Below are 26,473 nucleotides of genomic sequence, written 5' to 3' on the forward strand. Positions count from 1 at the left end.
CGCCGCGGAAGCGGATGACGTGCCTCGGTTCGAGCAAGCTACCGCTTCTGCAGGATATGCCCTTCGGATGAACGATGGGCGGGGCGATCTGTGCGTCGTTCCTCCGAGACTAAGCGAAGTTGCGGACCGGCATCACCACACTCCGGTCCCACGGCGTGTGGCGGCCGGCCCGCCTCCGACGCTCGCTTGCCCGGCCCGCCCCTACTTCATGGACGTCTTGCGGTACGGGAGGACGTAGTCGACCATCCCGTACTCCTTGGCGCCTTCGGCGGTGAGGATCTTGTCGCGCTCGATGTCGCGGGAGATCTGCTCCTGGGGCTGGCCCGTGTGCTTGGCGAGCGTGACCTCCATCTGCTCGCGGATGCGCATGATCTCGTTCGCCTGGATCTCGATGTCGCTGGCCTGGCCGTAGGCGCCCTCGGCCGCCGGCTGGTGGATCAGCACCCGGGCGTTGGGCAGGCAGCCGCGCTTGCCCTTGGTCCCTCCGGCGAGCAGCACGGCGGCGGCCGAGGCCGCCTGACCGATGCACACCGTCTGGATGTCGGGCCGCACGAACTGCATCGTGTCGTAGATGGCCATCAGCGACGTGAACGAGCCGCCCGGGGAGTTGATGTACATCTGGATGTCGCGGTCGGCGTCGATCTGCTCAAGCGTGATGAGCTGCGCCATGATGTCGTTCGCGGAGACGTCGTCGATCTGCACCCCCACGAAGATGATCCGCTCCTCGAAGAGCTTGTTGTAGGGGTTCATCTCCTTGACGCCGTACGACGTGCGCTCGACGTAGGAGGGCAGGATGTAGCGGCTCTGCGGGCTCGCGGGCGCCATGCCGCCGCCGTAGGGGCTGGGGTTGTACTCGGTCATGTTCTGGCCTTCCACAGTGCACCTGTCCACACGGATGGGGTCGCCGATCAGCCGGACTGGCCGCCGGTCACGTCGGGGGTGCCTTCAAGCACCTCGTCGATGAAGCCGTACTCCTTGGACTCCTGCGCGGTGAACCAGCGGTCGCGGTCGGCGTCCTTCTCGATCTGCTCCTGGGCCTGGCCGGTGTGCAGCGAGACGCGCTCGAAGAACATCCGCTTCACGTACAGCAGCTGGTCGGCCAGGATGCGGATGTCGGAGGCCGTGCCCCCGATCCCCCCGGAGGGCTGGTGCATCATGACCCGGGTGTGCGGCAGCGCGTAGCGCTTGCCCTGCGCGCCGGCGCACAGCAGCAGCTGGCCCATGGACGCCGCCATCCCCATCCCCACGGTGCGGACGTCGTTGGGGATGTACTGCATGACGTCGTAGATGGCCATGCCGGCGGTCACCGAACCGCCGGGGGAGTTGATGTAGAGGGTGATGTCGCGCTGGCGGTCCTCGGCGGACAGCAGCAGCAGCTCGCCCACGATGCGGTTGGCGATCTCGTCGTCGACCTGCTGGCCGAGGAAGACGATGCGCTGACGCAGCAGGCGCTGCGACGTCTGCTCGTACATCGAGGGAATAGGCGACTCGGGCGTACGGGCGTCGATTCCCTGGAACTCATTGAAGGTCGGCGGCACTCTCGTCACCTGCTCCGGACTCGAAACGGTTGCGACGCCTGCGACACTAACGCCCGCAGCGGCCCGACTCGCACGTATGAGGAGCCTGTTCGCTTTGAGCGCAGGTGCCGCGGCGCCTGCCTGGCGGTTCTGCACTTAGCCAACGAGCCCCGCGCCGACCCGGGGGGACGGCGCGGGGCTCGCTTAGAGGAAACACTACGTACGACGCGCAGCGTCTCCGTTGGGGTGGCGGTGGGAGACGGGCGGGCGCTGCGACGCGCAGCGCCTCCGTCGGGGCGGCGGGAGCAGCCCGGCGTCTCCGTTGAGGGGCGCGGCGGGAGACGGTCGGGCGCTGCCCGCCCACCGCCTCCGCACAGGGCGGCCGCCGGGCGGTCGCGCTAGCGGCGCTCCGCTTCGTCGCCGGTGTCGCGCACCTCGGGGCCGGCGTCCGCGGTCTCCAGCTCCTCGGCGCCCTCGGCGGCGGCCTCCTCGGCGTCCGCGGCCTCGCCGGCTCCCGCCTCCTCGGCCTTCTCCTGCTCGACCACGTTGCCCGACTCGTCGGTGATCTCGGCCTTCTCCATCACCAGGTCGAGCGCCTTGGCGCGCACGACCTCGGTGTAGGCCACCCGGATCTGGTTGGACTCGACGAGGTGCTGGGCGAGCTGGTCGGGCGAGACCCCCATGCGCTGAGCCTGCTCCATGACGTACTGGCTCAGCTCGTTGTTGTCGGCGGAGAGCTCCTCCTCCATCGCGATCTGGTCCAGGATGAAGCCCGCCTTGACCGCGGAGGTGGCGCCCTGCTTGAGCTCCTCCTCGAACTCCTCCTCGCTCTGGCCCTGGGACTCCAGGTAGGACTCCTTGGTCAGCCCGCTCTGGGAGAGCTGCTGCTCAAGGCTCTGGCGGCGGCGGTCCAGCTCCTCCTCGACCACGGAGTCGGGCAGCGGGATGTCGACGGACTCGACCAGCTTCTCCAGCGCGCGGTCGCGGGCCTGGTTGAGCTGCTGGAGCCGGCGGACCTGCGCCATGCGCGAACGGACGTCGGCGCGCAGCTCCTCCATGGTGTCGAACTCGCTGGCCATCTGCGCGAACTCGTCGTCGAGCTCGGGCAGCTCCTTGACCTTGACGCTGTGCACCGTGACGGTGACGTCGGCGTCGCGGCCCTCGTATTCGCCGCCCACCAGCTTTGTGGCGAAGGTGGCCGACTCGCCCTCGGACATGCCCTCAAGGGTGTCGTCGAGGCCTTCGAGGATGGTGTTGGTGCCCACCTCGTAGGAGAGCCCGCTGGTCTGCACGTCCTCCAGCGGCTCGCCGTCGATGGCGGCGGAGAGGTCGATGGAGACGTGGTCGCCCTGCTGGACCGGCCGGTCGGCGCCGACGAGCGTCGAGAACCGCTCGCGCAGGTTGTTCACCTGCTCCTCGACCTGGTCCTCGGTGGCCTCGGCGTCGTCGACGGTGACCTGCATGCCCTCGTAGTCGGGCACCTCGAACTTGGGCCGGACGTCGACCTCGGCCGTGAAGGCGAGCTCCTCGTTGTCCTCCAGCTTGGTGACCTCCACGTCGGGCTGGCCGAGCGCGAAGATCTCCTCCTTCTGGATGGCCTCGTTGTACAGCTCGGGAACGGCGTGGTTCACCGCTTCGCTGATCACCGCTCCGCGCCCGACGTGCCGATCGATCAGCCGAGCGGGGGCCTTGCCGGGGCGGAAGCCCTTGATGCGCACCTGCTTGGCGAGCGACTTGTAGGTCACGTCGAAGGCATGCTCAAGTTCCTCGAACGGAACCTCGATGGTCAGCTTGACCCGGGTCGGGCTGAGCTCCTCGACATCGGTCTTCACGGGGCGGTACTCCTAGGTTTCCGGCGGTTTTCCGGGACGACCCGGCACGCAGGGCGCACTCCCCGGCCACCGGACTGGCGAACCGGCGGGCCGGCGCAGGCTGTGACACCGAGCTGTGGGGCCTGAGACTGGCTTTTGACGTTTTCCTGCTGATCGTGCCAAGTCTAGGGCAGTCAGAGGGGCCCTCACGGCGCCCGCGGCACACGCCCCGGCACCACGAGTCTTCTCGTCGGGGAGGCGGGATTCGAACCCGCGGCCTCATGCTCCCAAAGCATGCGCGCTAACCAAGCTGCGCTACTCCCCGTGAACCTCGCGCCGGTGCCCGCGAAAAGTTGGCACAACCCGCGCTGCGAAGACTGTAGTCTGGTCTCCGTCGGCCCCAAGAGTCTAGAGGAAACTCCGGGGCACTGGCGCCACGCGGGCGTAGTTCAATGGCAGAACTCCAGCCTTCCAAGCTGGCCATGCGGGTTCGATTCCCGTCGCCCGCTCTGACAGCCGAAGGGCCAGGTCAGCCGGGAGAACCGGCGGACCTGGCCCTCGGTCGTAGAGGGCGCGTGCGCGGTCACCGTGCCACACACGTGCCACAGCGGCGGACGGCCCTCCTCAGCGGTCGGGACCGCCGGAGCCGTCGGAGGACTGGGAGTCCGGACCGTCCTCGTCCGCCTCGTCGGGAACCTCGTCCGATCGATCTTCGGACTCGGTCGAGGCGGCCAGTTCGCGCGCGGCCCGCTCGCCGAGGCTGTCCGCCAACTCGCGGGCACGGTCGTCGCGTGCGTGCAGGTAGATCAGCGCCGCCCGCGTACTGGAGTGGCCCATCCGGGTCATCAGCTCCCGCAGCGACGCCCCCGCTTCGGCGGCGAAGGTGTTGCCCGCGTGCCGAAGATCGTGGAAGCGCACGCCCGACAGCCCCGTGGAGGCCCGTGCCCGCTGCCAGTACTGCGAGAAGTTTGCGCGGCGGAGAGGGTTGCCCCGCTCCCCCACAAACACCAGACCGTCCGGTCCGGGGTTGGCGAAGGCGTCCAGGTGCGCCCGGAGATCGTCGGCGATCAGGCCGGGCAGTTGCACCGTGCGGCGGCTCGCCTTGGACTTGGGCGGCCCGAACCGCACTCCCCCGAGTTCGTAGGCGACCTCACGCACGGTGACCGTGCGCGCATCGAGGTCGAGGAACCGCCGGCGGAGCCCGACCGCCTCACCCCAGCGCAGACTGCCGAAGGCCGCCAGGAGCACGAGCGCCCGATAGCGCGGCGGAACGGCGTCGGCGAGCTTGTACACCTCGGCCACGGACAGCGCCGGGCGCTCCTCACTCTCCTCCTGTCCCGCGCCCTCAAGCTGGCACGGGTTCCCACGGATCAGCTTGTCCCGGACGGCCGTGTTCATGACGGCCCGCAGGAGCCGGTACGCCTTGGCCACGGTGGACGTTCCCACCTTGGACTTGCGGCGCGAGGACCGCCACGCGCGGACGTGCGACTCCTTGATGTCCTTCACCAGCATGCCCCCGAAAGTCGGATTCAGGTGCAGGCGGAGGAGACTCCGGTAGAGGTCCGCCGAGCGCGGCGCCAGGTCCCGTTCCTCCACCCACTGCCCGGCGTACTCGGCGAAGCGGACGGACCCGGCGTCGGGGTCGAACCACTCGCCTTGGACGATCTCGGCCTCCTTGAGCGTCAGCCAGCGCTCGGCCGCCTTCTTGGTCGCGAACGTCATCGACGCGTTCCGGAGACGGCCGTCCGGCCCCCGGTAGCGCGCCTGGAACCGCCCCGACGCCAGTTGGCGCACGTTGCCGAAAGACCGCTTCTTACCTCCCGCCATTACGCGGCCCTCCTCAGCCCGAGCTTGACCGGCTCCACGACTCCGGCCGCGATGAACTCGTCCAGCGCCGATTCCGGGATGCGGACGTGGCGGCCGAGCTTGACGAAGGTGATGCGCCGCTCCTCGATCAGGCGGCGCGGGTAGCGCTCACTGGTGTTGAGCCGTTCGGCCGCCTGCGCCACGGTCAGCAGCCGACCCGAGGGACGAGAACTCTTACCGGCCATCACGCCGCCTTCCCCGTTGCCGAAAGATCGGTTTCCCGTGCGTGGTCGAGCTGGGCGCGGCGTTTGAGCGCTTCGCCGACCGCGCGCAGTAGGCGGTGTTCGCGCGGAGGCACGTCGGGATCGGTCGGGCGCGCCAGCTCCCAGGCGTAGTCCCCGGAGGAGACCGAGGAGAGCGCGGGAGCGGCGCCGTCGCCCTGGCCCTCGTCGGGGTCGGCGTCGGGATCCACGCCCAAGGCGTCGAGGACCCAGCGCAGCCGGTCCGCCTTGTGGTCGGCCACGGTCTTGCCCGACCACTTGCGCGAGACCAGGACGCGCCGTCCGGCGTAGCCGAGGTGTTCGCGCCGGTGTGCTTTGGAGCGGCAGAAGCCAGGACGCATACCCGCCTTTGCCCCGTCCGGTTGCACGCCATAGCGGAGCCAGTTCGCGCAGCGCGGCGAGCACGGTTCGAACCGCAGCGCTTCCACGAGCCGGTCAACGTGGCGCTGATGGGCGTCGGTGGTGACCTCGTGGCAGTCGGCGATGTCCTTGGTCAGGTACTTCGCCAGGTACCGGACGCACCGGTCGGCATCCTCAGTGCCGGCTACCACGCCTTTTGCGTCGACCTGAGGACCGAAGCGCACCACGTGCATCGGCTCGGCGTCCGGATCGGCGTCGAGCGCGTCCAGCGCCTCATCCCAGGTGGGTAGCACCTCACCCGTGGCCGGATCCACGTAGTTCCCGGTCGCCTCGTCGAAGACCGGCAGGGACTCCCCCGTATACACGGCCTCGTCAGCCCTGGGCCACCACACCTGGTGATAGGTGGCCGCCGCGATCTGGCGCAGCTCCGCACGCGGAATCGTGCCCCTCGTCGCCATGTGCAGGTGCGGCGCCAACCTGCGTTGCGGTTCGACGGTGGCGAAGTACTGCACATCGAAGCCCGCCACGCGCCGCAGGTTCTGCACGAAGCGATCCACCAGCTTGGAGAAGTGCAGCGCGTCCCGAGCCGCCCGACGGTAGTCATACGTCGAGGGATCCACCGGCGTCCCGTCCGCGCGCACCCGTCCGTAGGTGTCGCAGGTCAGCGTGACGAACAGCGAAGGCCGGAAGACCGTGCCGGTCACCGGATCCTCATAGGTACGGCCCACAGTGGTCTTGGCCATCTGCCGCTTGGGCAGGTCCGGCGCGTCCTGGCGCCGCTTGGTCGAGCGCACCCGCCGCGACGAGCCAGACGAGGAAGAGCCGCGCGAGACCGACCCGCGCAGCCCGGACGCGGTGATCTCGGCGTCCAAATCGGCGATGGCCTGATCCAGCGCGGCCACCTCGCCGGGATCGGCCTCGCCTGCCTCCACCAGCGCGTCACGCTGAGCGGTGACCACGGCGCGGCGCTCCACCCACGCCCGCTGAGTATCGGACGGCTCCTCCGGCGTCACGGTCGGTTCCTCGGCCAGGTGCCAACCCTCTTCACACTGCGTGCGGCGTATGGAGCGCTTGCGCTTGGCACACGCCGGGCACCGGGACTCCAACGTGGAGTTGCACGGGACGTCAACGATCTCGGTCTGTCCGGTCGCGATGTCGGTGCGGCGCAGGGAGACGGGCCGGATGCAGACGCCCTTGCCGGCCGCGATCTGCTCGGCCACCTCACGCGCCAGCGGTTGCGCCTGCCGCTCGGCGCGCGTGCTCTTACCGGTCGGGGTCGGCATCAGTCGCCCACCCCCGCAGCGGCCGGTTCAGCGGCCATGTGGTCGATGTCGGCATCGGAGACGAACGCGGCCCGCACCCGCACGGGCACCGGCGAGCCCTCCAGCTTCACGAAGGCCACACCGGGAAGGTCGGGGTCGATCAGGTGCGCGTTGGCGCCCCGATCGCGCGCGCCTTCTCCGAGCACCATGTCCACCTGCGATGCCTCGTCCAGACGGAGGGCCACCTTGTCGGGAAAGAGGTTGCGCAGGTTCAGCACCTCCTTGCGCGGGTCTTGGAGCGCGGCCAGCACACAGAACCCCACCGACCGTCCCTGACTGGTCAGCGTCGCTATCGCGTTCTCCGCCCGCCGGCGGATGTCGCGGTCGGGGTGGTAGGCCGTCAGGAACGCCACCTCATCAAGCACCACGATCACGAACGGATCCCGCGTACTGGGCACGTGGACACGTTGGCGTCCGGCGTAGCGCTCGGCGCGTTCCTGCATCGCCGCAACCGCCGATTCGAGGAGTTCCACGGCGTCTTCCGCCTCATCGGCATACCGAGCGAACAGGGTGCGCCCGAAGGACAGTTCCATCCGCTTGGGATCGATCGCCCACACCTCCGCGATCCCCGCGTGGATGGCCGGGGTCATGGCGCGGATGGCCGACCACAGCACCGACCCCTTGCCCGCACCGGTCACCCCGACCGTGAGCACGTGGGTTCCGTGCAGCCGCAGCCGCCACAGTTCGCCGTCCTCGCACCGGCCCACCGGCAGCCCCGACAGATCCGTATCCTCAGGCACCGGAAGCGCGCCGATCGGATCGGCCAGGGTGTCACGGCGCGGAAGCTCCAGCACCACATCACGCGGTCCGCGCACCTCCACACGGCATGAGGGAGCGCCGAAGCCGTGCGCCAGCTCCGCCACGCGGTTCTCGAAGTCGGCCGGGGCGGTGCCGGCCACCAGGCGCACCCGCACCCGATCGGCCCAGGCCGAGCAGGTCACGCCGCGAACCTGCGGAAGGTACTGGCGTTCCAGGTAGGACTCGGCCATCCCGGAGACCACCAGGACGGGTTGCCAGTGCCGCCGGTAGACCCACAGCCACCGCCACGCGGCCAGCACCCGCCGCGCCACCAGAGCCTTGAACGACTCAGGCCACCGGCGCCACCAGACCAACAGAGCCACGTCGGCGACCGTCCAGGCCACGGCCAGCCCCAGCCACCCGACGAGGTACACCAGCAGCGCAGAGGCCGCCACGGTCGCGACGGCCACGGGGAAGCGGAACGGCAGCATGACCAGGAGCCGCACCAGACGCCAAAGGAAGCCCGCCACGACGACGATGCCCGGCGTCTCGACCACCGGAGTCGAGAAGCGAATCGTCTGCGCCGGAACCGGCGCGGTCGGCTGCACCTGCGTCGCTCCGGCGCTCTTGCGTCCCAGCATCAGAAATCACCCCCGTTCTCGACGGTCGAACGCAGAGCGGCCAGCTCGGCGCGCGCCTCGTCGGCGACGGCGCGGGTTTCGACGTCGGCGGTCTGGTCGGCGATGCGATCGAGGATGGAGGACTTCCAGGCCAGCAGCGCCGCATCCGGGCGCGGTTGCCCGGTGTTGAAGGCGGCGGTGCGGTGGGCGCGCACGGCGTCCATGAACTCGGTGATCTCGCGCAGGCTGACCCGCGCAGGTTGATCGGACATACTGGGGACACACCTCTTCCAGAGATTTCGCAGGTCTCGCAGGAGGGTTGAAGGGGCGGCCGAAGGTGTTGGCGCACCAGGCCGCCCCGCTTGCGTTCAGCGGGCTTCTCAGCCCGCGTCCTTGCCGCCGGAACTACCGGCACCAGCACCGGCAGCGGCGGGAGCCTTGCGCGAGGCCGCACCGTTGCCGCCGGGCGTCTTCACACCCCGAGCGCGCAGCGAGTAGGCCACGCGCGGGCGGCGGCCGGAGTCGTCCACGTAGGGCATGACCGACATCTGCTCGAACTCGATTGGCCGGAAGGGCAGGCCGGGCACCTCGTCAGGCAGCGTCGGGCAGTGTTCGGCGGCCACCTTGACCTTCACCGACTTGGCCTTGCCCCTGGCTTCCGGATCGGCGTCGATCACATCCACCGCCCACAGCGGAAGCCCCGTGTTCTTGTCCATCTGCGGACGCTTGGTCTCGAAGTCGGTAATCGGCTCCACGCCGAGCGCGTAGGCACCGTGCGGGAACACCGTCCCGAACTCCACCGGCAGCGCACCCTGAATCGCCATCATCCACCTCATGAACTATCAGACATACGTTGAAACAAAACCTGACCTATCAGGTCATGCTGCGACTGTAGCCGCGCCAACCTGATAGGTCAACTCCGAATCAGCGCAAATTCTGACAGGATCAGTCGAGCGGATAGACGTCGCGCAGCTCGTGGCGGTCACCAGGAAGAACGGCGTCGATGAGCTGGAGCGCGCGACCATCAGCGTCGTGGCCCGTGACCACGACGTTCAGCACCGGCGAGCCGGTCTGAACGGACAGCGCCGATGCCTCGTCCGGTGACGCAGGACGCGCGATGATGCGCTCAACCGCGTGGTCGATCCGGACTTTCTTCCGCTCCAGCAGGTGACGGCGGATGCTGGAGCCCAAGGGATCCGGGGAACTGAAGCGGGTACCGGCGGCCAGGTCGAGCGGGAACCAGGCCGAGACCAGCTCGTTGGGGCCGTCCTCCTCCTGAAGGACGTACTGCCGCAGGAACGCCTTGGCCGGCCGCTCCAGCTCCAGCAGGTTCGCCACGTGCTCAGGGGCGACGACGATCCCGGCTTGCAGCAGCTCCGCCGCCTGCGCGTCCTCGGCGCCTTCAAGGAGTTCGAGCCCCGGACGCGCGCGCTCTTCGGCTGCCCTGGGCGTCTTGCCCCGCACGTAGGAGCCGGATCCGGTCTGCGTGAAGATCAGGCCCTCTTCGCGGAGCAGGTCGAGAGCGCTGATCACGGTCGGACGAGAGACGCCGAACTCGCTCGCCAGTCGCCCTTCGGAGGGAAGCGAGTCCCCCGGTTGGTAGGTACCGGAGGTGATGCGTTCGCGCAGCGTCCGCGCCACTCGCTCATACTTGCGCTCGCCGCCGTTGGCTGCCATCCGGTACCGTCCCATAGTTCTCAGGTGCTCTATCAACTCAGGTTAACAACTGAATCTGTAGTTGACAGCCCTATAGGCGGTTTTCTCCTGGACAGTGATGCTGCCGCAGTACGACGGACAGCTCCCGGCGCAGTGCCTTGGCGTTGGGCGCCATCACACGCAGCTCCCCGTGCCACGCGGCCCACCAGCCCCGAGGCAACTGGCAGAAGTCGCACGTGGGGAACTCGCGCCGCAGCTCCTGTTCGATCAGGTCTCGTATGCGTCCGATCTCTGCCGCGAGGTCACCCATGGGTCCGCGCCTTCTCGGACGGGAGGTGAGCGCGAGCGGTCCGCGCGATCTCCGGCGCCTCGTCGGCGGACGCCCACGCCGAGGAGAGCAGGAAGTCACCGTTCCAGAGGAGTACCCGGCCACGGCTGTCGGCGGTGATCCACACGGCCTCACCGGTACCGGGCACGCTCACCCGAAGCCCGGTGACACTTTCGATGAGGACGGCGTCCAGGCCGTGCCATTCCAAGCGGACCCGAAGCCCGTTCAGCACGGCCAGTTCATAGGCGAGGTTGCGATAGGCCATCACGCCGCCCCCTCCTGCGACGTGATGGCCGGCTCTCCGGTCCCACCGCAGTGCCAGCACGCTTCACGGGTGCGGCCGTCGTGCGGTTGTCCGATGTCATCGGGCCGGATCCACCGGCGGAAGCGCACCCAGCGCCAGCCAAGGCCCCGGCAGGAGTGGCACGTTGTCCCCGCTTTCGCGTCCATGGCGGTCACGATTCCGGTTGCGGTCACGTAAACCCATCCACACCGGCTATCCCAACTGGGGATAATGACCGTGGCCGAGCCACGCGAGTGATCGAGAGGCCGCGATGCCGCCCGGACGAGCGCTTGATCCGATCGACATCCCCGCATGGGCATGGAGCCGGGAGGACACGCGGAGACTGCTGCAAGAGCGCGACATCGCCGGGTTGCTGCGCTTGGCTCAGCAGTACGGAGGCGCGAGTCAGACGCGCCTTGCGGCGGCGACGGGCATAGCTCAGGGTCGCGTCAGCGAGATCCTGAACGGACGCAAGCAGATCACGGCGCTTGACGTGATCGAGCGCATCGCCGACGGGCTCAACATGCCCGACTCAGCGCGCATGCTGTTCGGCCTGGCCCCGCTGGACCTCACCATCCTCACCCAGCACCGCAGCGCCACCGCCGCCGCTGCCCCGCTCGTTCCCCCGCCTAGCGTGGAACCAGATGGGCAGCAGGAGGAGAGCGTGAAGCGTCGCGAATTCGTCGGACTGACCGGGGCGGCCCTGTTCGAGGCGGCCACCGGACCCGCGATCGGGTTGGAGGACATCGCCAGCGCCCTTACCCGCTATGCGGGAGCGGCGACCGGCCAGCCGACACACCCGCCCGACCTCGCATCACTCACCAAGGCGGTGCACGCGGCCAAGACCGGGTACCAGGCGTGCCACTACGGTGAAGTCGCCCGACGACTGCCGGCACTGCTGAACCGGCTGGACGCGGCGACACGGCTGTTCGACGGTGACAGCCTCCTCACCGCGCACTCGCTCAGGGCCGAGGCGTACCACGTGGCGGCCAGCGTCCTGCTGAAGTCCGACGAGCGCGGGTTGGCCTGGCTTGCGGCCGACCGGAGTATGCAGGCGGCCGAGAACAGCGAAAACCCGGCCACCCTCGGAGCGAGCGCACGAATCGTCACCCGAGCGCTGATGACCGACCGCCATTACGGCGCGGCGACCGAACTGGCGACCACGATGGCCGAACGCGTGGACGCCACGGCCGAGGAGCCGACACCGGATTCCGTGTCGGTCTACGGCGCCTTGCTGCTGAGCGGAGCAGTCGCGGCGGCCAAACGCGAGAACCGTGGCCAGGCCCGCGCCCTCCTGGACGAGGCGGAAGAGGCCGGCCGACGCTTGGGCGGCGATCACAACTACCAGTGGACGGCGTTCGGCCCCACCAACGTGCTCCTCCACCGGGTGAACACCGCCGTCGAGATGGGAGATGCGGGAAGCGCGATCGACCACGCGCGGCAGATCCGCCTGGACAACATCGACGTGACGGAACGCAAGGTCACCTTGTTCGTAGACGCGGCCCGCGCGTACAGCCAGTGGGGCAAACTCGATCGAGCATTCGAGGCACTAGTCACGGCGGAGAACCTGGCCAGCGAAGAACTCAGCGCCCGCCCCGCCGTACACACCCTGATCAACGACATCGGCACCCGCGCCACCGGACACCTGCGCGGCAACATCACCGACCTCGCGGAAAGAGTTGGCCTCACCCGATGAGCGACAAAAAGGTCCTCTACATCATCGTCTGCGCCGCCGGCCCTGCCGGAGACGTGTGGAAACTCGTCGATATGGCTCACGAACGTGGCTGGACCGTTCAGCTCATATCCACACCCGCTGCTCTCGCGTTCATCGACACCAACGCCTTGGAAAAGCAGACCGGCCGCCCCGTACGCAGCGCCCACCGCGCGCCCGGATCACCACGCAGCCCGAAGGCCGACGCGCTCATTATCGCACCAGCTACGTTCAACACGATAAATAAGCTAGCCACTGGAATTTCAGACAACTATGCCCTAGACATTGCCAGTGAGCTTTCAGGGACGCAACTTCCAATAGTCATCCTTCCTTATATCAATAGGAACTATTTCTCTCGCACGCCACTTCAAAACAGCATACACGCACTCAAAGAAGAAGGAATATACATCCAAATAAATGAATCGACACCTCACCCGCAAGGCAAGGGGGACCCGAACTCGTTTCCATGGAGCACGGCGCTTGAAATAATAATGCGAGTCTCTTGACCTGCCGACCACGAAAGATCACAGATGAAACCAGACTTTTCGAACCTTCAGCTCAATAATGTTATTGTTCATGAAGTGCCTAAATCATTCGCAAATAGAGAAGACAACGAACCAATCAGATTTAGTGATATCGAAAGTTCGCCAACCCCTGATGTGCTGCAGAGGATTTGCGACAAGTTCGTTGGGGACTTGACGAAAAAGGGGAGAGCTATTGTCAGCCTTCAAGACCCGAAGTCGCGAATTCCCGAAATTGTAGGACGCTATTTTCAAGGAAGTGAGACAGCGTTCATACCGATGTCGCAGGAGATAGCCCAGACCCTGAGAGACACTCAGAAAGGAACTAACTCGGGCGGACTTTTACTGGTCTCCCATGCAACGCTCGGCGACGAAGAAGGACTTCTTATCGCCAAGATCGAAAGCGAAACGGCCATGCAAGCGAAGTTCGCGCAGGTCAACGGAAAGAGCACAGTCACAGTAAGCTATCTTGAAGATCTCCTTTTTCATTCGCAATCAAAAGTTTACAAAATCGGTCTTTTCCTGAGTTCGCAGAGCGACATCGGAGGCTTCGCGGCAGATCAGCAAAGCGGTGGAGGAAACCTCGCCAAGTTCTTCCTGGAAGATTTTCTTGGGTGTGAATACAGAGGACAACCGGATGAATTGAGCAAGAAATTCTTCGAAGAATCAATTGCCTGGGTTAACAAAACAGAGATATCTCCGTCCACAAAATCGAAGTATATGATTGCCCTGTACTCCGAGATGAACAGCAACTTCAAGGATCTCGCTGTTGATAGATTCGCTGCCACCCACATAGAAACTGGCCAACAGAAGGATGACTACGCGCGCCACATGAAAACCAACGGAGTTCCAGATACTCCTTTCGAGAAAAACATAAGACTCATTGAGAAGAAGATAAGCCAAATGGCCTATTACTTCGAAAGTAACGTACTGGTAGTAACGCCAACTTCAGCGATAGACGATGGAACCGTTCAGATCACTGGCGGAGATAATGAGAAGCTCACTTTGACAGTGAAGGACGATCTTAAAGACGTTAAGAGTCGCGGCTAGCGAATGTCGAATTATATACGCACTGAGCTAATCGAAGGTGCGAGAAGGCGATTTATCAACGAGAGATACCGCTATGTCGAATTTGCTGACCGGATCTCCCGAGAGATCTACTTTGCAGCAGCGACCGCCGGGATCGAGTGCCGTGCTTTCGGTAGGGCCAAGGACGTTGGCAGTTTCGTCAAAAAGATCTATACAAAGAACTACACCGACCCTTGGAAGGAAGTGACCGACAAGGCCGGCGTCCGCGTGATTGTTGACCATATAGGAAATGTGGATCCTGTGATCGACCTGGTCAAAAACAATCACCGAGTAATCGACCTTGAGGATACCCGGCTGAAGTATGGGGATGAGGACCGATTCTCATATCCCAAGGTCCATCTACAAGTGCAGGCCCCTGCCGCAGCGTCCGATCCAGAACCCCTCGAGTGCGAGATCCAGATACGGAGCGAAGCACAGGATCTCTGGGCACGGATGTCTCACACGTGGCTCTATAAGCAGGAAGGCACTCCCCCGAATGTCACACGCTCGCTGTATCGTCTCCTTGCGTTGGTCGAACTTTACGACGCAGAGATCGAGCGAGGGATCGGCACCTTCATGTCATCCCCAGAGGCACAGGAGAACAGACTATTTATGGTGGCAGAGCGCTTCTACCGCGCGTTCTGCTCCGTCCCCTATCGCGAGGATGAGTCTAGGGAGATATTCCCTGTACTCACCAGGCTGGTAGACCAGTTAGACATCAACTATGAACAAGCACTAATCGAGTTTACTCAGAACCGAAAAGAAAAACTGGAACGAATATACTCTCGATACGGACCCGATGGAGCTCTTTATGAGCCTAGAAGATACGCACTTATCACACAACCGGAGAGTATAGTCGTATTTGAGTTCTTAGAAAACAGGAAATTTACCTTAAAGGAGGCTTGGGAATCTGACTTTGACCTCGATGATCTTCGAGAGCTAGCCGATACATGGAGCGTAAACATTGAATGAGTCCTCTGGATTGGCGGCGACAGCGCTCTTCGTGGAGCTGATCGTCATTGGCTCTGGCTTTTCCATATCCTTGGCCGTTCTTGTTGTGGCATTTGCCGATCCAGACTTAAACTTACTAACCAACCTCATGAAACTCTCATGGATGGCCCTATTTGCACTCCCCTTTGTCTATACATGCGGCGTTATCGTCGATCGAGTCGCTGATTATATCTTGCGCCCCATAAAGACCAAACTAAAGCGGTCTGTTTTCGCGTCCGACGCCAGGTACGCTGATGCCAAATTTGCAGTTGATTCGCATAACCTCTTCTCGACTCATGCTGATTATGCGAGAAGTAGAATGCGAGTAGTCCGCGGTGGCATATTAAACGGGGCAGCAACGACACTTTCACTGCTGTCCTGGTTCGTGTTTGCTAATCCCCCTGACGCCTTGAAGTCGTTCCTGGTTGTCCTTTCGGTGGTTTTTCTCTTCTTTACAGCGGGCTGCTTCTTCGCCTGGACTAGCATCGTCAAGACCACATACAAAAAGACAAGAAGTCAACATGAATCTCTTGCTCGTCAAGATTCCCTTATCACGTGATAGTACTGCCGAATTGAGCTGTATGGGATCAAGGCGACGGCGTTTTGCGCCGTCTTGGCCGGCTTCCGGGTGGGTGCTGGAGCTGCGGGCTGCCGCCCGGTCTCCAGCACCCACCCGGGCGCCGGGCAGACTTCGGTTACTGTCGCCTGTCGCCGATCCCGCCACTTCGGGACGCGCCGTCGCTCGACAGTCGGTCTGCGAAGCGCCACAGTCGGCTCTGAGCGTCCGCACTCGGGTTTCCGGCGTTCTCGGTCCCGAGGCACTCGATCGCGCGACTCTGGCTGTCTCACGGCCTGGCTCCAGCGCGATCGAGCACCTCGGACCGGGGCCGTGGTCACTCGCTCCTGTGGTTGCCGCGCAGGGGTGCGGCGCGGCTCTTTCCGCTCCCGCCGCTTTGGGCCGAGGCCCGGTTTCCGTGCCACACACGTGCCACACCGGGCGGCGATCGGCGGGGAATCACGGGGAACGGCGTCCGACATCCGTGGCCCCGCCGCAGGTCAGGCGACCACGGGAAACGGCGAACCGCCCCGCTAGATCTTCCAAGCTGGCCATGCGGGTTCGATTCCCGTCGCCCGCTCTGACACGGCGAAGGGCCAGGTCGGCCGGGAGATCCGGCGGGCCTGGCCCTCGGCGGTTCCGGTGGGGGCACGGCCTCCAGCCGCCCGGACGCCGTGGGACTTCGGACCGTCGGCGGCCGTCTGCGGACGAGGAGGTACGCCGATGAAGCCCGACGAGATCGCCCCTCTGGCGATCACCGGAGCCGGGACCGCTGTGGGGGCCGTCTTCGCCCTTCAGGACCTCAGGTACGGGGAGTGGCTGTTGCAGATCGGCGCAGTCGGTGTCCTCGTCTTCGGCGCCCGCGCCGTCATCCGCATCGCCATCCGCCGCCGGAGCGCCTCCGCCGACACCTGCGACGACGATCCGGGGCGGTAATCCCCGACCGGGGCCAGTCGCTCCCTGGCCGCGGACGCACCGCAAGGAAACTTCCCGCCGCCCTCTACCGGCCCGCTCGTTGGCCGCGGGTTCCGGCGGCCGGGGCCGCGCTCGAGTCGGGGGTCAGGGCACCGGCTTCGGCTCGGGTGCGGCCACCGCCTTCTTCCTGCGTCCGAACCAGGCCAGGACCGCGCCGATGACCAGTAGCGGTCCGGAGATCAGCCACCCCATCGAGATCGCGACGAACCCCGCGAAGCCCGCGAGCAGCAGCAGCAGAGCCGCCGTCTTCGACGCCCCCCGCGCGAGTGATCCTCCGACGATCCCGACGACGCCGATGAACACGGCGGCGAATCCCAGTCCGATGAGCTCTCCGGCGCCCTCGGCCGCAAACCCCGCGCCGAGGCCGCCGAGCAGCATCACGAGCAACGCCGCGACGATTCCGAGCGCGCCGCCGACGATGCCGAGCACCAGCGCCGTGGTCAGCATCCCCGGGTGGCCTGTGTTTCCCGCCATGATGACTCCTCCCCGTTCCGGCTCCTCGGTACCGGCGCCCCTCCTGCGCCATGCGTGTGGGGAGAGTCCTCATCCGGCACCCGTGCCGGAGACCGCTTCTCCTCTCACCGTCCTCGGGCCCGCGGGCCGGCACCACCATGGCGCCCCTCCGGAATTTCCAAAGGAGCACAATCCCGGCCGCTCCCTCACTCGGCCGCCACGCGGCCGGTGAGGCGGTCGTGGCGTTGGCGGGCGGCCTGGGGGGTGTTGAGGCCGAGGCCGAAGGCGATCTCCTGCCAGGTCATGTCGCGGCCGCGGGCCATGGTGAGCAGGCCCGATTCCAGGGCGTCCAGTTCGGCGCGCATGCGCGGGGCCAGGGTGAGTGCCGCGTGGAAGTCGGTGTGATCGAGTTCGGGCTCGCCCGGCTCGGGGGCGGCCGCGCCGGCCGCGAGGTCGTGGATGCGGCGCACGGCGTCGAAGGGCTCCATCACCATGGAGTCCTCCTCCCATCGGCGGCGGGCCTCGCCTGCGGCGTGGCGGCGGGTGATGTGGAACAGGGCCGTGTACTCGCGCTCTCTGCGTGCCGTATCGGGCGCGGGCGGCGTGAAGGGGTCGGTACCGCCCGGGTCGTCGAGGTGGCTCGCCATGGTCGCCCATCCTTCTCAGGTCTTGAACAAGATGTTTTCAACCTATCGTTTTCAACACGATATTGGCAATGGAATACCGGTCGGCGCGGATATGTTGTCTGTGCGGGCGGAGCCGGATGGGTAGCCGACCGACGTAGGTGCGCCGGCCGTGAAGGTGAGTGATGAAGGACCCCGATCCGCTGCAGGTGCCCGCTCTGACGTCGCGCTGGTTCTCCCGGCCCGCTTCCTCGGCCGCGCCGGTCGTGGTCACCGGCGCCTTCGACGTGCTCCACGTGGGCCATGTGCGCTTCCTCGCGGAGGTTCAGCGCCGCCGCCCCGAGCTGCCGCTCGTCGTGGGGGTCGAGGACGACGCGCGCGTGCGCGGCTGGAAGGGACCCGACCGGCCGGTGAACCCCGAGGAGGAGCGCGCCGAGGTACTGGCCGCTCTGCGCTGCGTCGACGGCGTCTTCATCATCTCCGGCCCCGGCGACGTCACCGGCTGGGACGCCTACGCCGACCTGCTGCGCCCGCTGGGCATGGCGGCCCTCGCATTCACCGCCGGCGACCCCCACACCGAGGCCAAGCGCCGCGGCGCCGGCGTGCTGGGCGCCGAAGCCTGGGAGATGCCCATGACCGAGGGCCGCTCCACAAGCGCGGCGCTGAGCCGCCTGACGCGCTCCTCCTAGCGATCCGGGGCCGGAGCCCCGGCCCCGCGCGGCCGCCGGTACCGCTCCCGCGGCCCCGCCGCGCGGATCGGGCGGGAAGCAGGTGTGTATCAACAGTGTTGACGCATCCGTACGGAAACGTCGCCCCCTCGGGGGATGATGCCTCCGGCTGACACGGACTGGAACGGGGGAAGCGCGATGATGATGGGCGGTGGGCCCCCCATCTACCGGTCGCTGGTCAACGACGGCAGCGCCCGGCGCAGCAGCCTGGCGCCGGGCACGGTCCGGCGCATCGCGGGCTACGCCCGGCCCCACTGGCGCGCGATTCTGTTCTTCCTGCTGACGACGTCGGTCAGCTCCGGCATCGTCGTCGCCAACCCCCTGCTGCTCAAGGCGATCATCGACCGCGGCGTCTCGGAGCAGGACACCGGCCTGGTGACGCTGCTGGCCATCGGCGTCGCGCTGCTGGCCGTGTTCGAGGCCGGGCTGGGCCTGGCGGGGCGCTGGCTGTCCTCGCGCATCGGCGAGGGCGTCATCTACATGCTGCGCACCCAGGTCTTCCGCCACGTCCAGCGGATGCCGCTGGCGTTCTTCACGCGCACCCAGACCGGATCGCTCATCAGCCGGCTCAACACCGACGTCGTGGGCGCCCAGCGCGCGATCACCTCGGTGCTCCAGTCGGTCGTGTCCAACCTCATCAGCGCGGTCGCCGTGATCACGACCATGGCGCTGCTGTCCTGGCAGATCACGCTGATCGCACTGCTGCTGGTGCCGCTGTTCGTGCTTCCGGCGAAGTTCATCGGCCGCAAGGTCGCCGCGATCTCCCGCGACGGCATGGACCTCAACGCCGACATGAGCTCGCTGATGACCGAGCGCTTCAACGTCGGCGGCGCGATGCTGGTCAAGCTCTACGGGCGCCCGGAGGAGGAGGCCGACAGCTTCGCCGAGCGCGCGGCCCGCGTCCGCGACGTCGGCGTCTCCCAGGCGGTCTACGGCGGCCTGCTGTTCACCATGATCGGGCTGATCACCTCGCTGGCGACGGCGGTCGTCTACGGGGTCGGCGGCAACCTGGTCATCGGCGGCGCGTTCGAACTGGGCACCCTGGTGGCCATGACCACGCTGCTCACGCGGCTGTACGCGCCGATCACGGCGCTGTCGAACGTGCACGTGGAGGTCATGACGGCCCTGGTCAGCTTCGACCGCGTCTTCGAGGTGCTCGACCTCAAGCCGATGATCGCGGAGCGCCCCGACGCCCGGGACCTGCCCGAGGGCCCGCTGTCGGTGGAGTTCGACGGTGTCTCCTTCCGCTATCCCACGGCCGACGAGTCGTCGCTGCAGTCGCTGGAGCTGACCCCGCAGGCCGAGAGCACCGCGGACACCCAGGTCCTCAGCGACGTGTCCTTCACCGCCGAGCCCGGCCGGCTCGTCGCGCTCGTCGGGCCCTCGGGTGCGGGCAAGACGACGCTGACCCACCTCGTCTCGCGGCTGTACGACCCGCTGGAGGGCGCGGTGCGGATCGGGGGTGTGGACCTGCGCGAGGCGACGAACCGGTCGCTGCGCGAGGCGGTGGGCGTGGTGACCCAGGATCCGCAGCTGTTCCACGACACGGTGGGGGCCAACCTGCGCTACGCCCGCCCCGACGCGACCGACGAGGACCTCGTGGAGGCGATGCGCGCCGCCCAGCTGGAGGCACTGCTGGCCGATCTGCCCGACGGCCTGGACACCATGGTCGGCGATCGCGGTTACCGCCTCTCCGGCGGTGAGAAGCAGCGGCTGGCGATCGCGCGCCTGCTGCTGAAGGCGCCGTCGGTGGTGGTGCTCGACGAGGCGACCGCGCACCTGGACTCGGAGTCGGAGGCCGCGGTGCAGGAGGCGCTGCGCACCGCGCTCGCCGGGCGCACGTCGCTGGTCATCGCGCACCGGCTGGCGACCGTGCGCGAGGCCGATCTGATCCTGGTGCTGGAGGACGGCCGCATCCTGGAGCGCGGCACCCACGAGGAGCTGCTGCGCGAGGGCGGGTTGTACACGGCGCTGTACCGCACCCAGTTCGCCACCCAGGAGAGGGAGGAGCGCGGCACCGCCGCCTCGCGCGCGTGAAGCCCCTCTGCTCCGGCCGCCCTGCCTTCGGGCCGGCCGCCACCCGCACCGAATCGGGCCGAAGAGATACACGTCACGCATATATTCACTTTGCGCATTTTTTCATCCGGTGCAACAATTGGGTGGAAGGTATCCGGAGCGCGCATGACGACACGGCTGAGGGGGTGAGCCGATGGGCCTGCGCGAGCGCAAGAAGGCGGCCACGCGGCGCACCCTGCAGCGCGCGGCCGTGCGGCTGGCGATCGAGCGCGGCTCCGAGCAGGTGACCGTCGACGACATCGCCGCGGCGGCCGACGTCTCCAAGCGCACGTTCTTCAACTACTTCTCCTCCAAGGAGGAGGCGATCGTCGGCGACGGGCCGCCGCGCCCGGACGACGAGGCCCACGCGGTCTTCGTCGCCGACGGCCCGACCGGCGACCTGCTGGAGGACCTCAAGGTCTTCCTGCTGTCCCCGCTGGCGGACTCCGACGCCGAGGACCTGCGCCGGCGCCTGGCCGACGTCCGCGACCGCAAGCGCCTGGTGCAGCAGGAGCCGCACCTGGCCCCGCGGGTCATGGCCGCCTTCGCCGACATGGAGCGGTACGTGGGCGAGAGCGTCGCCGAGCGCCTGAGCGAGGACCCCGACGACATCCGCCCCCAGATCGTGGCCTCGCTGGGGATCACCGCCATGCGGTTCTCCATGCGGCGCCTGCAGACCCATGCGGGTTCCGGCGGCGCGGATTCCCCGGACGACGCCGCGGAACTGCGCGTGCTGTTCGACCAGGCCTTCGACGCGCTCCGGCGCACTTTCCACCCGGCCGCCTAGACCACGCGCCGGGCCCCACGACACACCCAGGACGCGGCCCCGCCCAGCGGGCGGCGGCGGTCCGTACCGGATCCGACCAGGGGAAGCGAGTACCGCTTATGCCACCGACCCAGCAGCAGTCGCCGTTACCCGATCCCGCGGGTGCGCACGACTCGGGAGGCCCGCTGCCGCGCCGCAAGGTGCTGCTGGTCTTCTCCGGGGTCATGCTCACGATGCTGCTCGGCGCGCTCGACCAGACGATCGTCTCGACGGCGCTGCCGACCATCGTCGGCGAACTCAACGGCTTGGAGCACCTGTCCTGGGTCGTCACGGCCTACATGCTGGCGGCCACCGTGGGCATGCCGATCTACGGCAAGGCCGGCGACCTCTTCGGCCGCAAGGTCGTCTTCCAGTTCGCCATCGTCACCTTCCTGCTGGGGTCGGTCCTGTGCGGCGTGGCCCAGGACATGACCCAGCTCATCCTCTTCCGCGCACTGCAGGGCATCGGCGGCGGCGGGCTGATGATCAGCGCGCAGGCCATCATCGCCGACGTGGTCTCGGCGCGCGACCGCGGCCGCTACATGGGGCTGATCGGCGGCGTGTTCGGCCTGGCCTCGGTGGCCGGGCCGCTGCTGGGCGGGTTGTTCACCGACCACCTCTCCTGGCGGTGGATCTTCTACATCAACCTGCCGCTGGGGGCGGCAGCGCTGCTGGTGACCACCGTGGCGCTGCAGCTGCCCCGGCCCTCGGGCCCCCGGCCCAGGCTCGACTACGCGGGCACTGTGCTGCTGGCCGCCGCGAGCGTGTGCATGGTGCTGTTCACCAGCTGGGGCGGCACCGAGTACGACTGGTCGAGCCCGGTGATCATCGGGCTGGGCGCCGGCGCCGCGGTCGCCGCCGCACTGTTCGTCCTCGCCGAGCGCTACGCCGCCGAGCCGATCATCCCGCTGCGCCTGTTCCGCGACCGCGAGTTCGTGCTCACCTCGCTGGTGGGCATCACCGTGGGCATCGCGATGTTCTCCACGGTCTCCTATCTGCCGACGTTCCTGCAGATGGTCAACGGGGCCAGCGCCACCGAGTCGGGCCTGTGGATGCTGCCGATGGTGGCGGGCATGCTGACCGCCACCATCACCACCGGGCGCATCATCAGCCGGACCGGCCGCTACAAGGTGTGGCCGATCGCCGGCACGGCCGTGATCATGGTGGGCCTCACCCTGCTTTCGCGGATGGACGCCGACACCACCTACCTCTACAACGCCACGGGGATGCTGGTGCTCGGCCTGGGCGTGGGCATGGTGATGCAGAACCTGGTGCTGATCGTGCAGAACTCGGCGCCGCGGCGCTACCTCGGCACGGCCACCTCCGCCACGAACTACTTCCGCCAGATCGGCGCCTCGTTCGGCATCGCGGTGTTCGGTTCGATCTTCGTCAGCCGACTCAACGACGAGATGGCGGGGCTGCCGAACGGCTCCGGGTTCGCGGTCGAGGGCGGCGAGGCCGGGATCAGCTCGCTGACTCCCGACATGCTCCAGCAGTTGCCGCCGCAGATTCAGCAGTTCATCGTGCACGCCTTCGCCGACGCGCTGCCGCCGATCTTCCTCTACGGGGTGCCCGTCGCACTGGTCGGTTTCGTGCTGGCGTTCTTCATCCGCGAGAAGCCGCTGGCGACCACGGTGGGCGCGAGCGCGGGCGACGACGAGGAGGACGGCGCGAGCGGCGGCACGACGCAGACCGCGGCCGCGGTGAGCGACTGAGCTGCCCGTCCCCGCAAGACAGATCCGCGGCGGGCGCTCGGGGGTGTCCGCCGCGGACGGCGCAACGGGGCTGCGAGGGCCGGCTCGGGCCTCCCGTCAGCCCTTCTTCGCCTTCTTGGCCTTCTTCGTCTTCTTCGTCGGTGCGGAGCGGTCCGCAGCGGCCGCTCCGGCCTCCTTGGCCGCCCTCTTGGCCTTCTTCGCCGCCTTCTCGACCTTCTTGACGGCCTTCTTCGCCTTCTTGCCGGGCTTCTTCTCCGCCTTCTCGGCCTTCTTGGTCTTCTTGGCCTTCTTCGCCTTCTTGGGCTTCTCGGCGTCCTTGGAGGTGACGCGGGCCGCGAGGGCCTCCGGCAGCGGCGCGGCGCCGGGGCCGCCCTCGCGGATCCAGTCCCCCAGGTCGTCGATCAGCCCGTCCTCGGAGAACTCGCCTAGCCAGACCGGGCGGCCTCCCCGCTCGCGGCCCTCGGACGACGGCTGCACGACCACGACGTTGGCCTGGAAGCACGGCCCCAGACAGGTGCTGGTGCGCAGGGGCACCCGCCTCCCCCGGCCGTCGCGCAGGCCGCCGAGCCGCTCCAGCTGCCCCTCATGGTCGACGCCGGGCCGCTTCTTCGCCGTTCCGCAGCAGCAGCCGCGGCACACGACGAGTCGGCAGGGGCGGCCAGTCGCGGTCACGGTGCTCCTCTCCGGCCGGTGTGCTCGCTCGCGCCGCCCGGGTGGAGCGCGGAGCGCGGCCGCCTCCACGGTATCCAGACATTCCAGACAGGGCGCCATGAACTCCCCACTCCTCCCCCAGCGCCCCGGCCCGCGACCGCGCCGCCGCTACCCTGGACCGGTGACCTCCCAGACCACCGCACCCGTGATCGAGGCCGACCGCGTCGAGGTCGTGCGTTCGGGCAAGAAGCTCCTCGACCAGGTGAGCATGACCGTGCGCCCCGGTGAGCACTGGGCGCTGCTCGGCCCCAACGGCGCCGGCAAGACCACCCTGCTCAGCCTGCTGGGAGCCGAGCAGCACCCCACGCGAGGAGCCGTGCAAGTGCTGGGCCGCCGCCTGGGCCGCACCGACGTCCGCGAGCTGCGGCGCCACATCGGCCACGTCAATCCGCGCCACGACGTGCGCACGGCGCTGTCGGGCCGCGACATCGTGCTCACGGGCGCCACCGGCACCATCGAACGCCCGCCGCGGTGGCGCCCCTCCCCCGCCGAGGAGGCCCGCGCCGACAGGCTCATCGAGCTGATGGGCGTGGGCGCGCTACGCGGCGACACCTGGCCCACCCTCTCCCAGGGCGAGCGGGGCCGCTTCCTGATCGCCCGCGCGCTGATGCCCGCTCCCCGGCTGCTCCTGCTGGACGAGCCCGCCTCCGGGCTCGACGTCGCGGCGCGCGAGCAACTGCTCTCCAGCCTGGACGGACTGCGCCGCGAGCATCCCGAGCTGGCCACCGTGCTGGTGACCCACCACCTGGAGGAGCTGCCGGCCTCGACCACCCACGCCCTGCTGCTGCGCGCGGGCCAGGTCGTCGCGGCGGGCGAGGCAGAGGAGACCCTGGCCACCAAGCCGGTCACGGCATGCTTCGACCACCCGATCGCCATCGAGCGCCGCGGCGGCCGGTGGAGCGCGCGGGCCGAGGGCTCCTCCGCCTGAGCCCGCGGCACGCCGCGGTTCGCGGCCCGCAGACAGCTCGGCGGCCGCGGAGCACCCCTCGGGTCTCCGCGGCCGCCGCCGGGCCGCTCCGCGGCGGAGCGCGGTCAGCGCCGCGTCTCGCCGGAGCCGCCCTCGCCGCTGTCGCGGTCGGGCTTGTTCTGCTGTTCGCCGGTGAGGTAGCCGGTGGCCGAATCCCCGGCCTTGTCGATCTGCGCGTCGTACTTGCCGCCGGTCTTGCGCTTGGCGAAACCCTTCAGCTTCTCGACGCCCTGTTCGACCTTCTGGCTGTTGCCGCCGGCCGCCTGCCTGATCTTGCCGAGCATGCCGCCTTTGCCCATGCGATCCACCCCCTGTACGGGCACGTCGCGGCGGACCATCCTTCGTGGACTGCGATACCCGCTGAACGCGCGGCCATACCAGCCGTGAACGCACCGTCGCAGGTGGCGACGCCCGCGGCGCGGTGCCGCGGCCCGGGCCGCCCTCAGACGCCCAGGATCAGCCGCGCGATGGTGAAGTAGATCAGCAGCCCGGTCGCGTCGACGAGGGTGGAGACCAGCGGGGCCGAGACCACCGCGGGGTCGACCCCCACCCTGCGGGCCAGCAGCGGCATGGTGCTGCCGATCACGGCGGCCCAGGTGCAGATGGCGATCACCGAGGCCGCGACGACCACCGCGATCAGCGTGCCCACCAGGGCGGTGCCGATGACCATCGCGATGCCGGCCAGCATCAGCCCCAGCAGGATGCCCACCCGCGATTCCTTCCAGGCCACCCGCGGCAGGTCGCGCAGCCGCACCTCGCCGACCGCCAGCGCGCGCACGATCGCGGTGGCCGACTGGGAGCCGACGTTGCCTCCGGTGCCGGTGAGCATCGGCACGAACAGCGCGAGCGCCGTCACCTGCTCCAGCGTGGCCTCGAAGCCCTGCATCACGTTGACGGTCAGCGTGGCCGCGACGATGAGCAGCAGCAGCCACACCGAGCGCGCCCGTGCCAGGCGCACGACGCCGGCGGCGACGTAGTGGCCGGCCACGGGGCTGGCGCCGGACTGGCGGGCGATGTCCTCGGAGTCGGCCGCCTCGATCAGCTCCAGCGCGTCGTCGAAGGTCAGCAGCCCGACGAAGCGCTCCTCGGAGTCGACCACCGGCAGGGCGACCATGTTGGCCTGCTGCATCAGCCGGGCCGCCTCCTCGGCCGGCTCGGTGGCGCTCACGCGCGGCACCAGCACGTCGACGATGTCCTTGACCAGGCCGTCGTCGTCACTGACCACCAGGTCGCTCAGCTGGACGGTGCCGGCCAACCGGCGGCCGTCGTCGACAACCGGCAGCGTGTAGACGGTCTCGGCGTCGGCGCCCTTGGCCCGCACCACCTCCAGCGCCCGGCCCACTGTCAGGTCGCGGTGCAGCACGACGGTCTCGGGCGTCATGTAGCGCCCGACGGAGCCCTCGGGGTAGCCCAGCAGCGCCGCGGTCATCTTGCGCTGGGCCGGGCTGAGCCCGGCCAGGGCGCGGGTGGCGATCTTGGCGGGGGCCTCCCCGATCAGCCGCGCCCGGTCGTCGGGGTCCATCGACTCCAGCAGCTCATGGAAGGCCGCGTCGCGCAGTCCCAGCAGGATCTCCTGCTGGTGGACCGGGTCGAGCTCCTCGAAGACCTCCAGCTCGCGGTCCTTGTCCAGCAGCCGGAAGGGGACCAGGGCGATGTGGCTGGACATGCGTTCCAGCTCGTCGGCGATCTCGTAGGGCTGGTGCTCGGCCAGCCACAGCCGGATGCCGGTCAGGTCGTTGGATTCGACCAGCTCGGTCAGCTCCGCGCCGGAGTCGTCTTCGGCCATGCTGAGCACCCCCTTCTCGATCGCGAAAACTCCGCTGGGGCGCGGGGGCCTCTGGACACGGCAACGAGGCACCACTCGTCTGCCCGG

The 26,473-nt window shown here is 67.9% G+C and carries 27 protein-coding genes and 2 tRNA genes; 12 read left to right on the forward strand and 17 right to left on the reverse strand.

Translation table 11 applies throughout. From position 1 onward, the window contains the following. Positions 1-201: 201 nt before the first annotated feature. The 4 genes from FZ103_RS18245 to FZ103_RS18260 form a co-directional block, all read right to left on the reverse strand. Entirely contained in the window at positions 202-861 is a 660-nt protein-coding gene (locus FZ103_RS18245) for an ATP-dependent Clp protease proteolytic subunit (protein ID WP_156002791.1), read from the reverse strand. 47 nt (positions 862-908) lie between these two features. Continuing rightward, positions 909-1,472: an ATP-dependent Clp protease proteolytic subunit gene (locus FZ103_RS18250; protein WP_156002984.1), complete on the reverse strand. Its 564-nt coding sequence runs from the start codon at positions 1,470-1,472 to the stop codon at positions 909-911. Between the two features lie 443 nt (positions 1,473-1,915). Then, entirely contained in the window at positions 1,916-3,349 is a 1,434-nt protein-coding gene (tig, locus tag FZ103_RS18255) for a trigger factor (protein WP_186356485.1), read from the reverse strand. 229 nt (positions 3,350-3,578) lie between these two features. Next, positions 3,579-3,653 (reverse strand) — tRNA-Pro (locus FZ103_RS18260). A 113-nt stretch (positions 3,654-3,766) separates the two neighbouring features. On the opposite strand from FZ103_RS18260, the gene FZ103_RS18265 reads away from it, so the two are divergent. Next, a tRNA-Gly gene (locus tag FZ103_RS18265) sits at positions 3,767-3,837 on the forward strand. Between the two features lie 115 nt (positions 3,838-3,952). On the opposite strand, the gene FZ103_RS18270 is transcribed toward FZ103_RS18265, so the two are convergent. The 8 genes from FZ103_RS18270 to FZ103_RS18305 form a co-directional block, all read right to left on the reverse strand. Next, complete coding sequence (locus FZ103_RS18270) at positions 3,953-5,155, reverse strand: tyrosine-type recombinase/integrase (protein WP_156002792.1); 1,203 nt, start codon at positions 5,153-5,155, stop codon at positions 3,953-3,955. Then, on the reverse strand, positions 5,155-5,379 hold the full coding sequence (locus tag FZ103_RS18275) for a helix-turn-helix domain-containing protein (RefSeq protein ID WP_156002793.1): 225 nt from the start codon (positions 5,377-5,379) through the stop codon (positions 5,155-5,157). The genes FZ103_RS18270 and FZ103_RS18275 overlap by 1 nt, the downstream gene beginning before the upstream one ends. Then, the gene (locus FZ103_RS18280) at positions 5,379-7,058 is read right to left on the reverse strand and encodes a replication initiator (RefSeq protein WP_156002794.1); all 1,680 of its coding nucleotides are present in this window, start codon (positions 7,056-7,058) and stop codon (positions 5,379-5,381) included. The genes FZ103_RS18275 and FZ103_RS18280 overlap by 1 nt, the downstream gene beginning before the upstream one ends. Continuing rightward, positions 7,058-8,476: an FtsK/SpoIIIE domain-containing protein gene (locus tag FZ103_RS18285; protein ID WP_156002795.1), complete on the reverse strand. Its 1,419-nt coding sequence runs from the start codon at positions 8,474-8,476 to the stop codon at positions 7,058-7,060. The genes FZ103_RS18280 and FZ103_RS18285 overlap by 1 nt, the downstream gene beginning before the upstream one ends. Further along, positions 8,476-8,727, reverse strand: coding sequence for a hypothetical protein (locus FZ103_RS18290; protein ID WP_156002796.1), 252 nt, complete (start codon positions 8,725-8,727; stop codon positions 8,476-8,478). The genes FZ103_RS18285 and FZ103_RS18290 overlap by 1 nt, the downstream gene beginning before the upstream one ends. A 108-nt stretch (positions 8,728-8,835) precedes the next feature. After that, positions 8,836-9,279, reverse strand: a complete 444-nt coding sequence (locus FZ103_RS18295; protein WP_156002986.1) for a plasmid replication, integration and excision activator — start codon at positions 9,277-9,279, stop codon at positions 8,836-8,838. Between the two features lie 121 nt (positions 9,280-9,400). Further along, positions 9,401-10,132, reverse strand: a complete 732-nt coding sequence (locus FZ103_RS18300; RefSeq protein WP_186356486.1) for a GntR family transcriptional regulator — start codon at positions 10,130-10,132, stop codon at positions 9,401-9,403. 281 nt (positions 10,133-10,413) lie between these two features. Continuing rightward, positions 10,414-10,704 carry a hypothetical protein gene (locus FZ103_RS18305; protein WP_156002798.1) on the reverse strand — a complete coding sequence of 97 codons (291 nt, stop codon included), beginning with the start codon at positions 10,702-10,704 and terminating at the stop codon, positions 10,414-10,416. Between the two features lie 289 nt (positions 10,705-10,993). Here FZ103_RS18305 and FZ103_RS18310 point away from each other — a divergent pair, with 289 nt between their 5' ends. From FZ103_RS18310 to FZ103_RS18335, 6 genes are all read left to right on the forward strand, one after another. Beyond that, the gene (locus FZ103_RS18310; protein WP_156002799.1) at positions 10,994-12,418 is read left to right on the forward strand and encodes a helix-turn-helix transcriptional regulator; all 1,425 of its coding nucleotides are present in this window, start codon (positions 10,994-10,996) and stop codon (positions 12,416-12,418) included. Then, complete coding sequence (locus FZ103_RS18315) at positions 12,415-12,939, forward strand: flavoprotein (RefSeq protein WP_156002800.1); 525 nt, start codon at positions 12,415-12,417, stop codon at positions 12,937-12,939. Before FZ103_RS18310 ends, FZ103_RS18315 begins: the two co-directional genes overlap by 4 nt. Before the next feature lie 24 nt (positions 12,940-12,963). Continuing rightward, positions 12,964-14,004, forward strand: coding sequence for a nucleoid-associated protein (locus FZ103_RS18320; RefSeq protein ID WP_156002801.1), 1,041 nt, complete (start codon positions 12,964-12,966; stop codon positions 14,002-14,004). A gap of 3 nt (positions 14,005-14,007) precedes the next feature. After that, on the forward strand, positions 14,008-14,994 hold the full coding sequence (locus tag FZ103_RS18325; protein ID WP_156002802.1) for a hypothetical protein: 987 nt from the start codon (positions 14,008-14,010) through the stop codon (positions 14,992-14,994). Between the two features lie 31 nt (positions 14,995-15,025). Beyond that, a complete protein-coding gene (locus FZ103_RS18330) occupies positions 15,026-15,571 on the forward strand; it encodes a hypothetical protein (protein ID WP_156002803.1) in 546 nt (181 codons plus the stop codon). 720 nt (positions 15,572-16,291) lie between these two features. Continuing rightward, complete coding sequence (locus FZ103_RS18335) at positions 16,292-16,504, forward strand: hypothetical protein (RefSeq protein ID WP_156002804.1); 213 nt, start codon at positions 16,292-16,294, stop codon at positions 16,502-16,504. A gap of 123 nt (positions 16,505-16,627) precedes the next feature. Here the strand turns inward: FZ103_RS18335 and FZ103_RS18340 are convergent, their stop codons facing one another. Beyond that, positions 16,628-17,017 (reverse strand): hypothetical protein, encoded by a 390-nt coding sequence (locus tag FZ103_RS18340; RefSeq protein WP_222936781.1) that lies wholly within the window; start codon positions 17,015-17,017, stop codon positions 16,628-16,630. Positions 17,018-17,202: 185 nt separating this feature from the next. Next, positions 17,203-17,643, reverse strand: coding sequence for a DNA-binding protein (locus tag FZ103_RS18345; protein WP_156002805.1), 441 nt, complete (start codon positions 17,641-17,643; stop codon positions 17,203-17,205). A 161-nt stretch (positions 17,644-17,804) separates the two neighbouring features. Between FZ103_RS18345 and FZ103_RS18350 the strand changes: the two genes are divergently transcribed. From FZ103_RS18350 to FZ103_RS18365, 4 genes are all read left to right on the forward strand, one after another. Continuing rightward, a complete protein-coding gene (locus FZ103_RS18350) occupies positions 17,805-18,308 on the forward strand; it encodes an adenylyltransferase/cytidyltransferase family protein (RefSeq protein ID WP_156002806.1) in 504 nt (167 codons plus the stop codon). A 183-nt stretch (positions 18,309-18,491) separates the two neighbouring features. Continuing rightward, complete coding sequence (locus FZ103_RS18355; RefSeq protein WP_156002988.1) at positions 18,492-20,384, forward strand: ABC transporter ATP-binding protein; 1,893 nt, start codon at positions 18,492-18,494, stop codon at positions 20,382-20,384. Between the two features lie 172 nt (positions 20,385-20,556). Continuing rightward, positions 20,557-21,189, forward strand: a complete 633-nt coding sequence (locus tag FZ103_RS18360) for a TetR/AcrR family transcriptional regulator (protein ID WP_156002807.1) — start codon at positions 20,557-20,559, stop codon at positions 21,187-21,189. Positions 21,190-21,287: 98 nt separating this feature from the next. Continuing rightward, complete coding sequence (locus FZ103_RS18365; protein ID WP_156002808.1) at positions 21,288-22,922, forward strand: MDR family MFS transporter; 1,635 nt, start codon at positions 21,288-21,290, stop codon at positions 22,920-22,922. Positions 22,923-23,018: 96 nt separating this feature from the next. Here the strand turns inward: FZ103_RS18365 and FZ103_RS18370 are convergent, their stop codons facing one another. After that, the gene (locus tag FZ103_RS18370) at positions 23,019-23,594 is read right to left on the reverse strand and encodes a (2Fe-2S) ferredoxin domain-containing protein (protein ID WP_343233587.1); all 576 of its coding nucleotides are present in this window, start codon (positions 23,592-23,594) and stop codon (positions 23,019-23,021) included. Between the two features lie 160 nt (positions 23,595-23,754). Between FZ103_RS18370 and FZ103_RS18375 the strand changes: the two genes are divergently transcribed. Then, on the forward strand, positions 23,755-24,561 hold the full coding sequence (locus tag FZ103_RS18375; protein WP_343233588.1) for an ATP-binding cassette domain-containing protein: 807 nt from the start codon (positions 23,755-23,757) through the stop codon (positions 24,559-24,561). Positions 24,562-24,665: 104 nt separating this feature from the next. Here the strand turns inward: FZ103_RS18375 and FZ103_RS18380 are convergent, their stop codons facing one another. Then, positions 24,666-24,923, reverse strand: a complete 258-nt coding sequence (locus tag FZ103_RS18380; protein WP_343233589.1) for an antitoxin — start codon at positions 24,921-24,923, stop codon at positions 24,666-24,668. Between the two features lie 119 nt (positions 24,924-25,042). Continuing rightward, the gene (mgtE, locus tag FZ103_RS18385) at positions 25,043-26,386 is read right to left on the reverse strand and encodes a magnesium transporter (protein ID WP_156002810.1); all 1,344 of its coding nucleotides are present in this window, start codon (positions 26,384-26,386) and stop codon (positions 25,043-25,045) included. Positions 26,387-26,473: the final 87 nt, after the last annotated feature.

It is taken from the genome of Streptomonospora sp. PA3 (assembly GCF_009728995.1).
In the GTDB taxonomy this organism is placed as follows: Bacteria; Actinomycetota; Actinomycetes; order Streptosporangiales; family Streptosporangiaceae; genus Streptomonospora.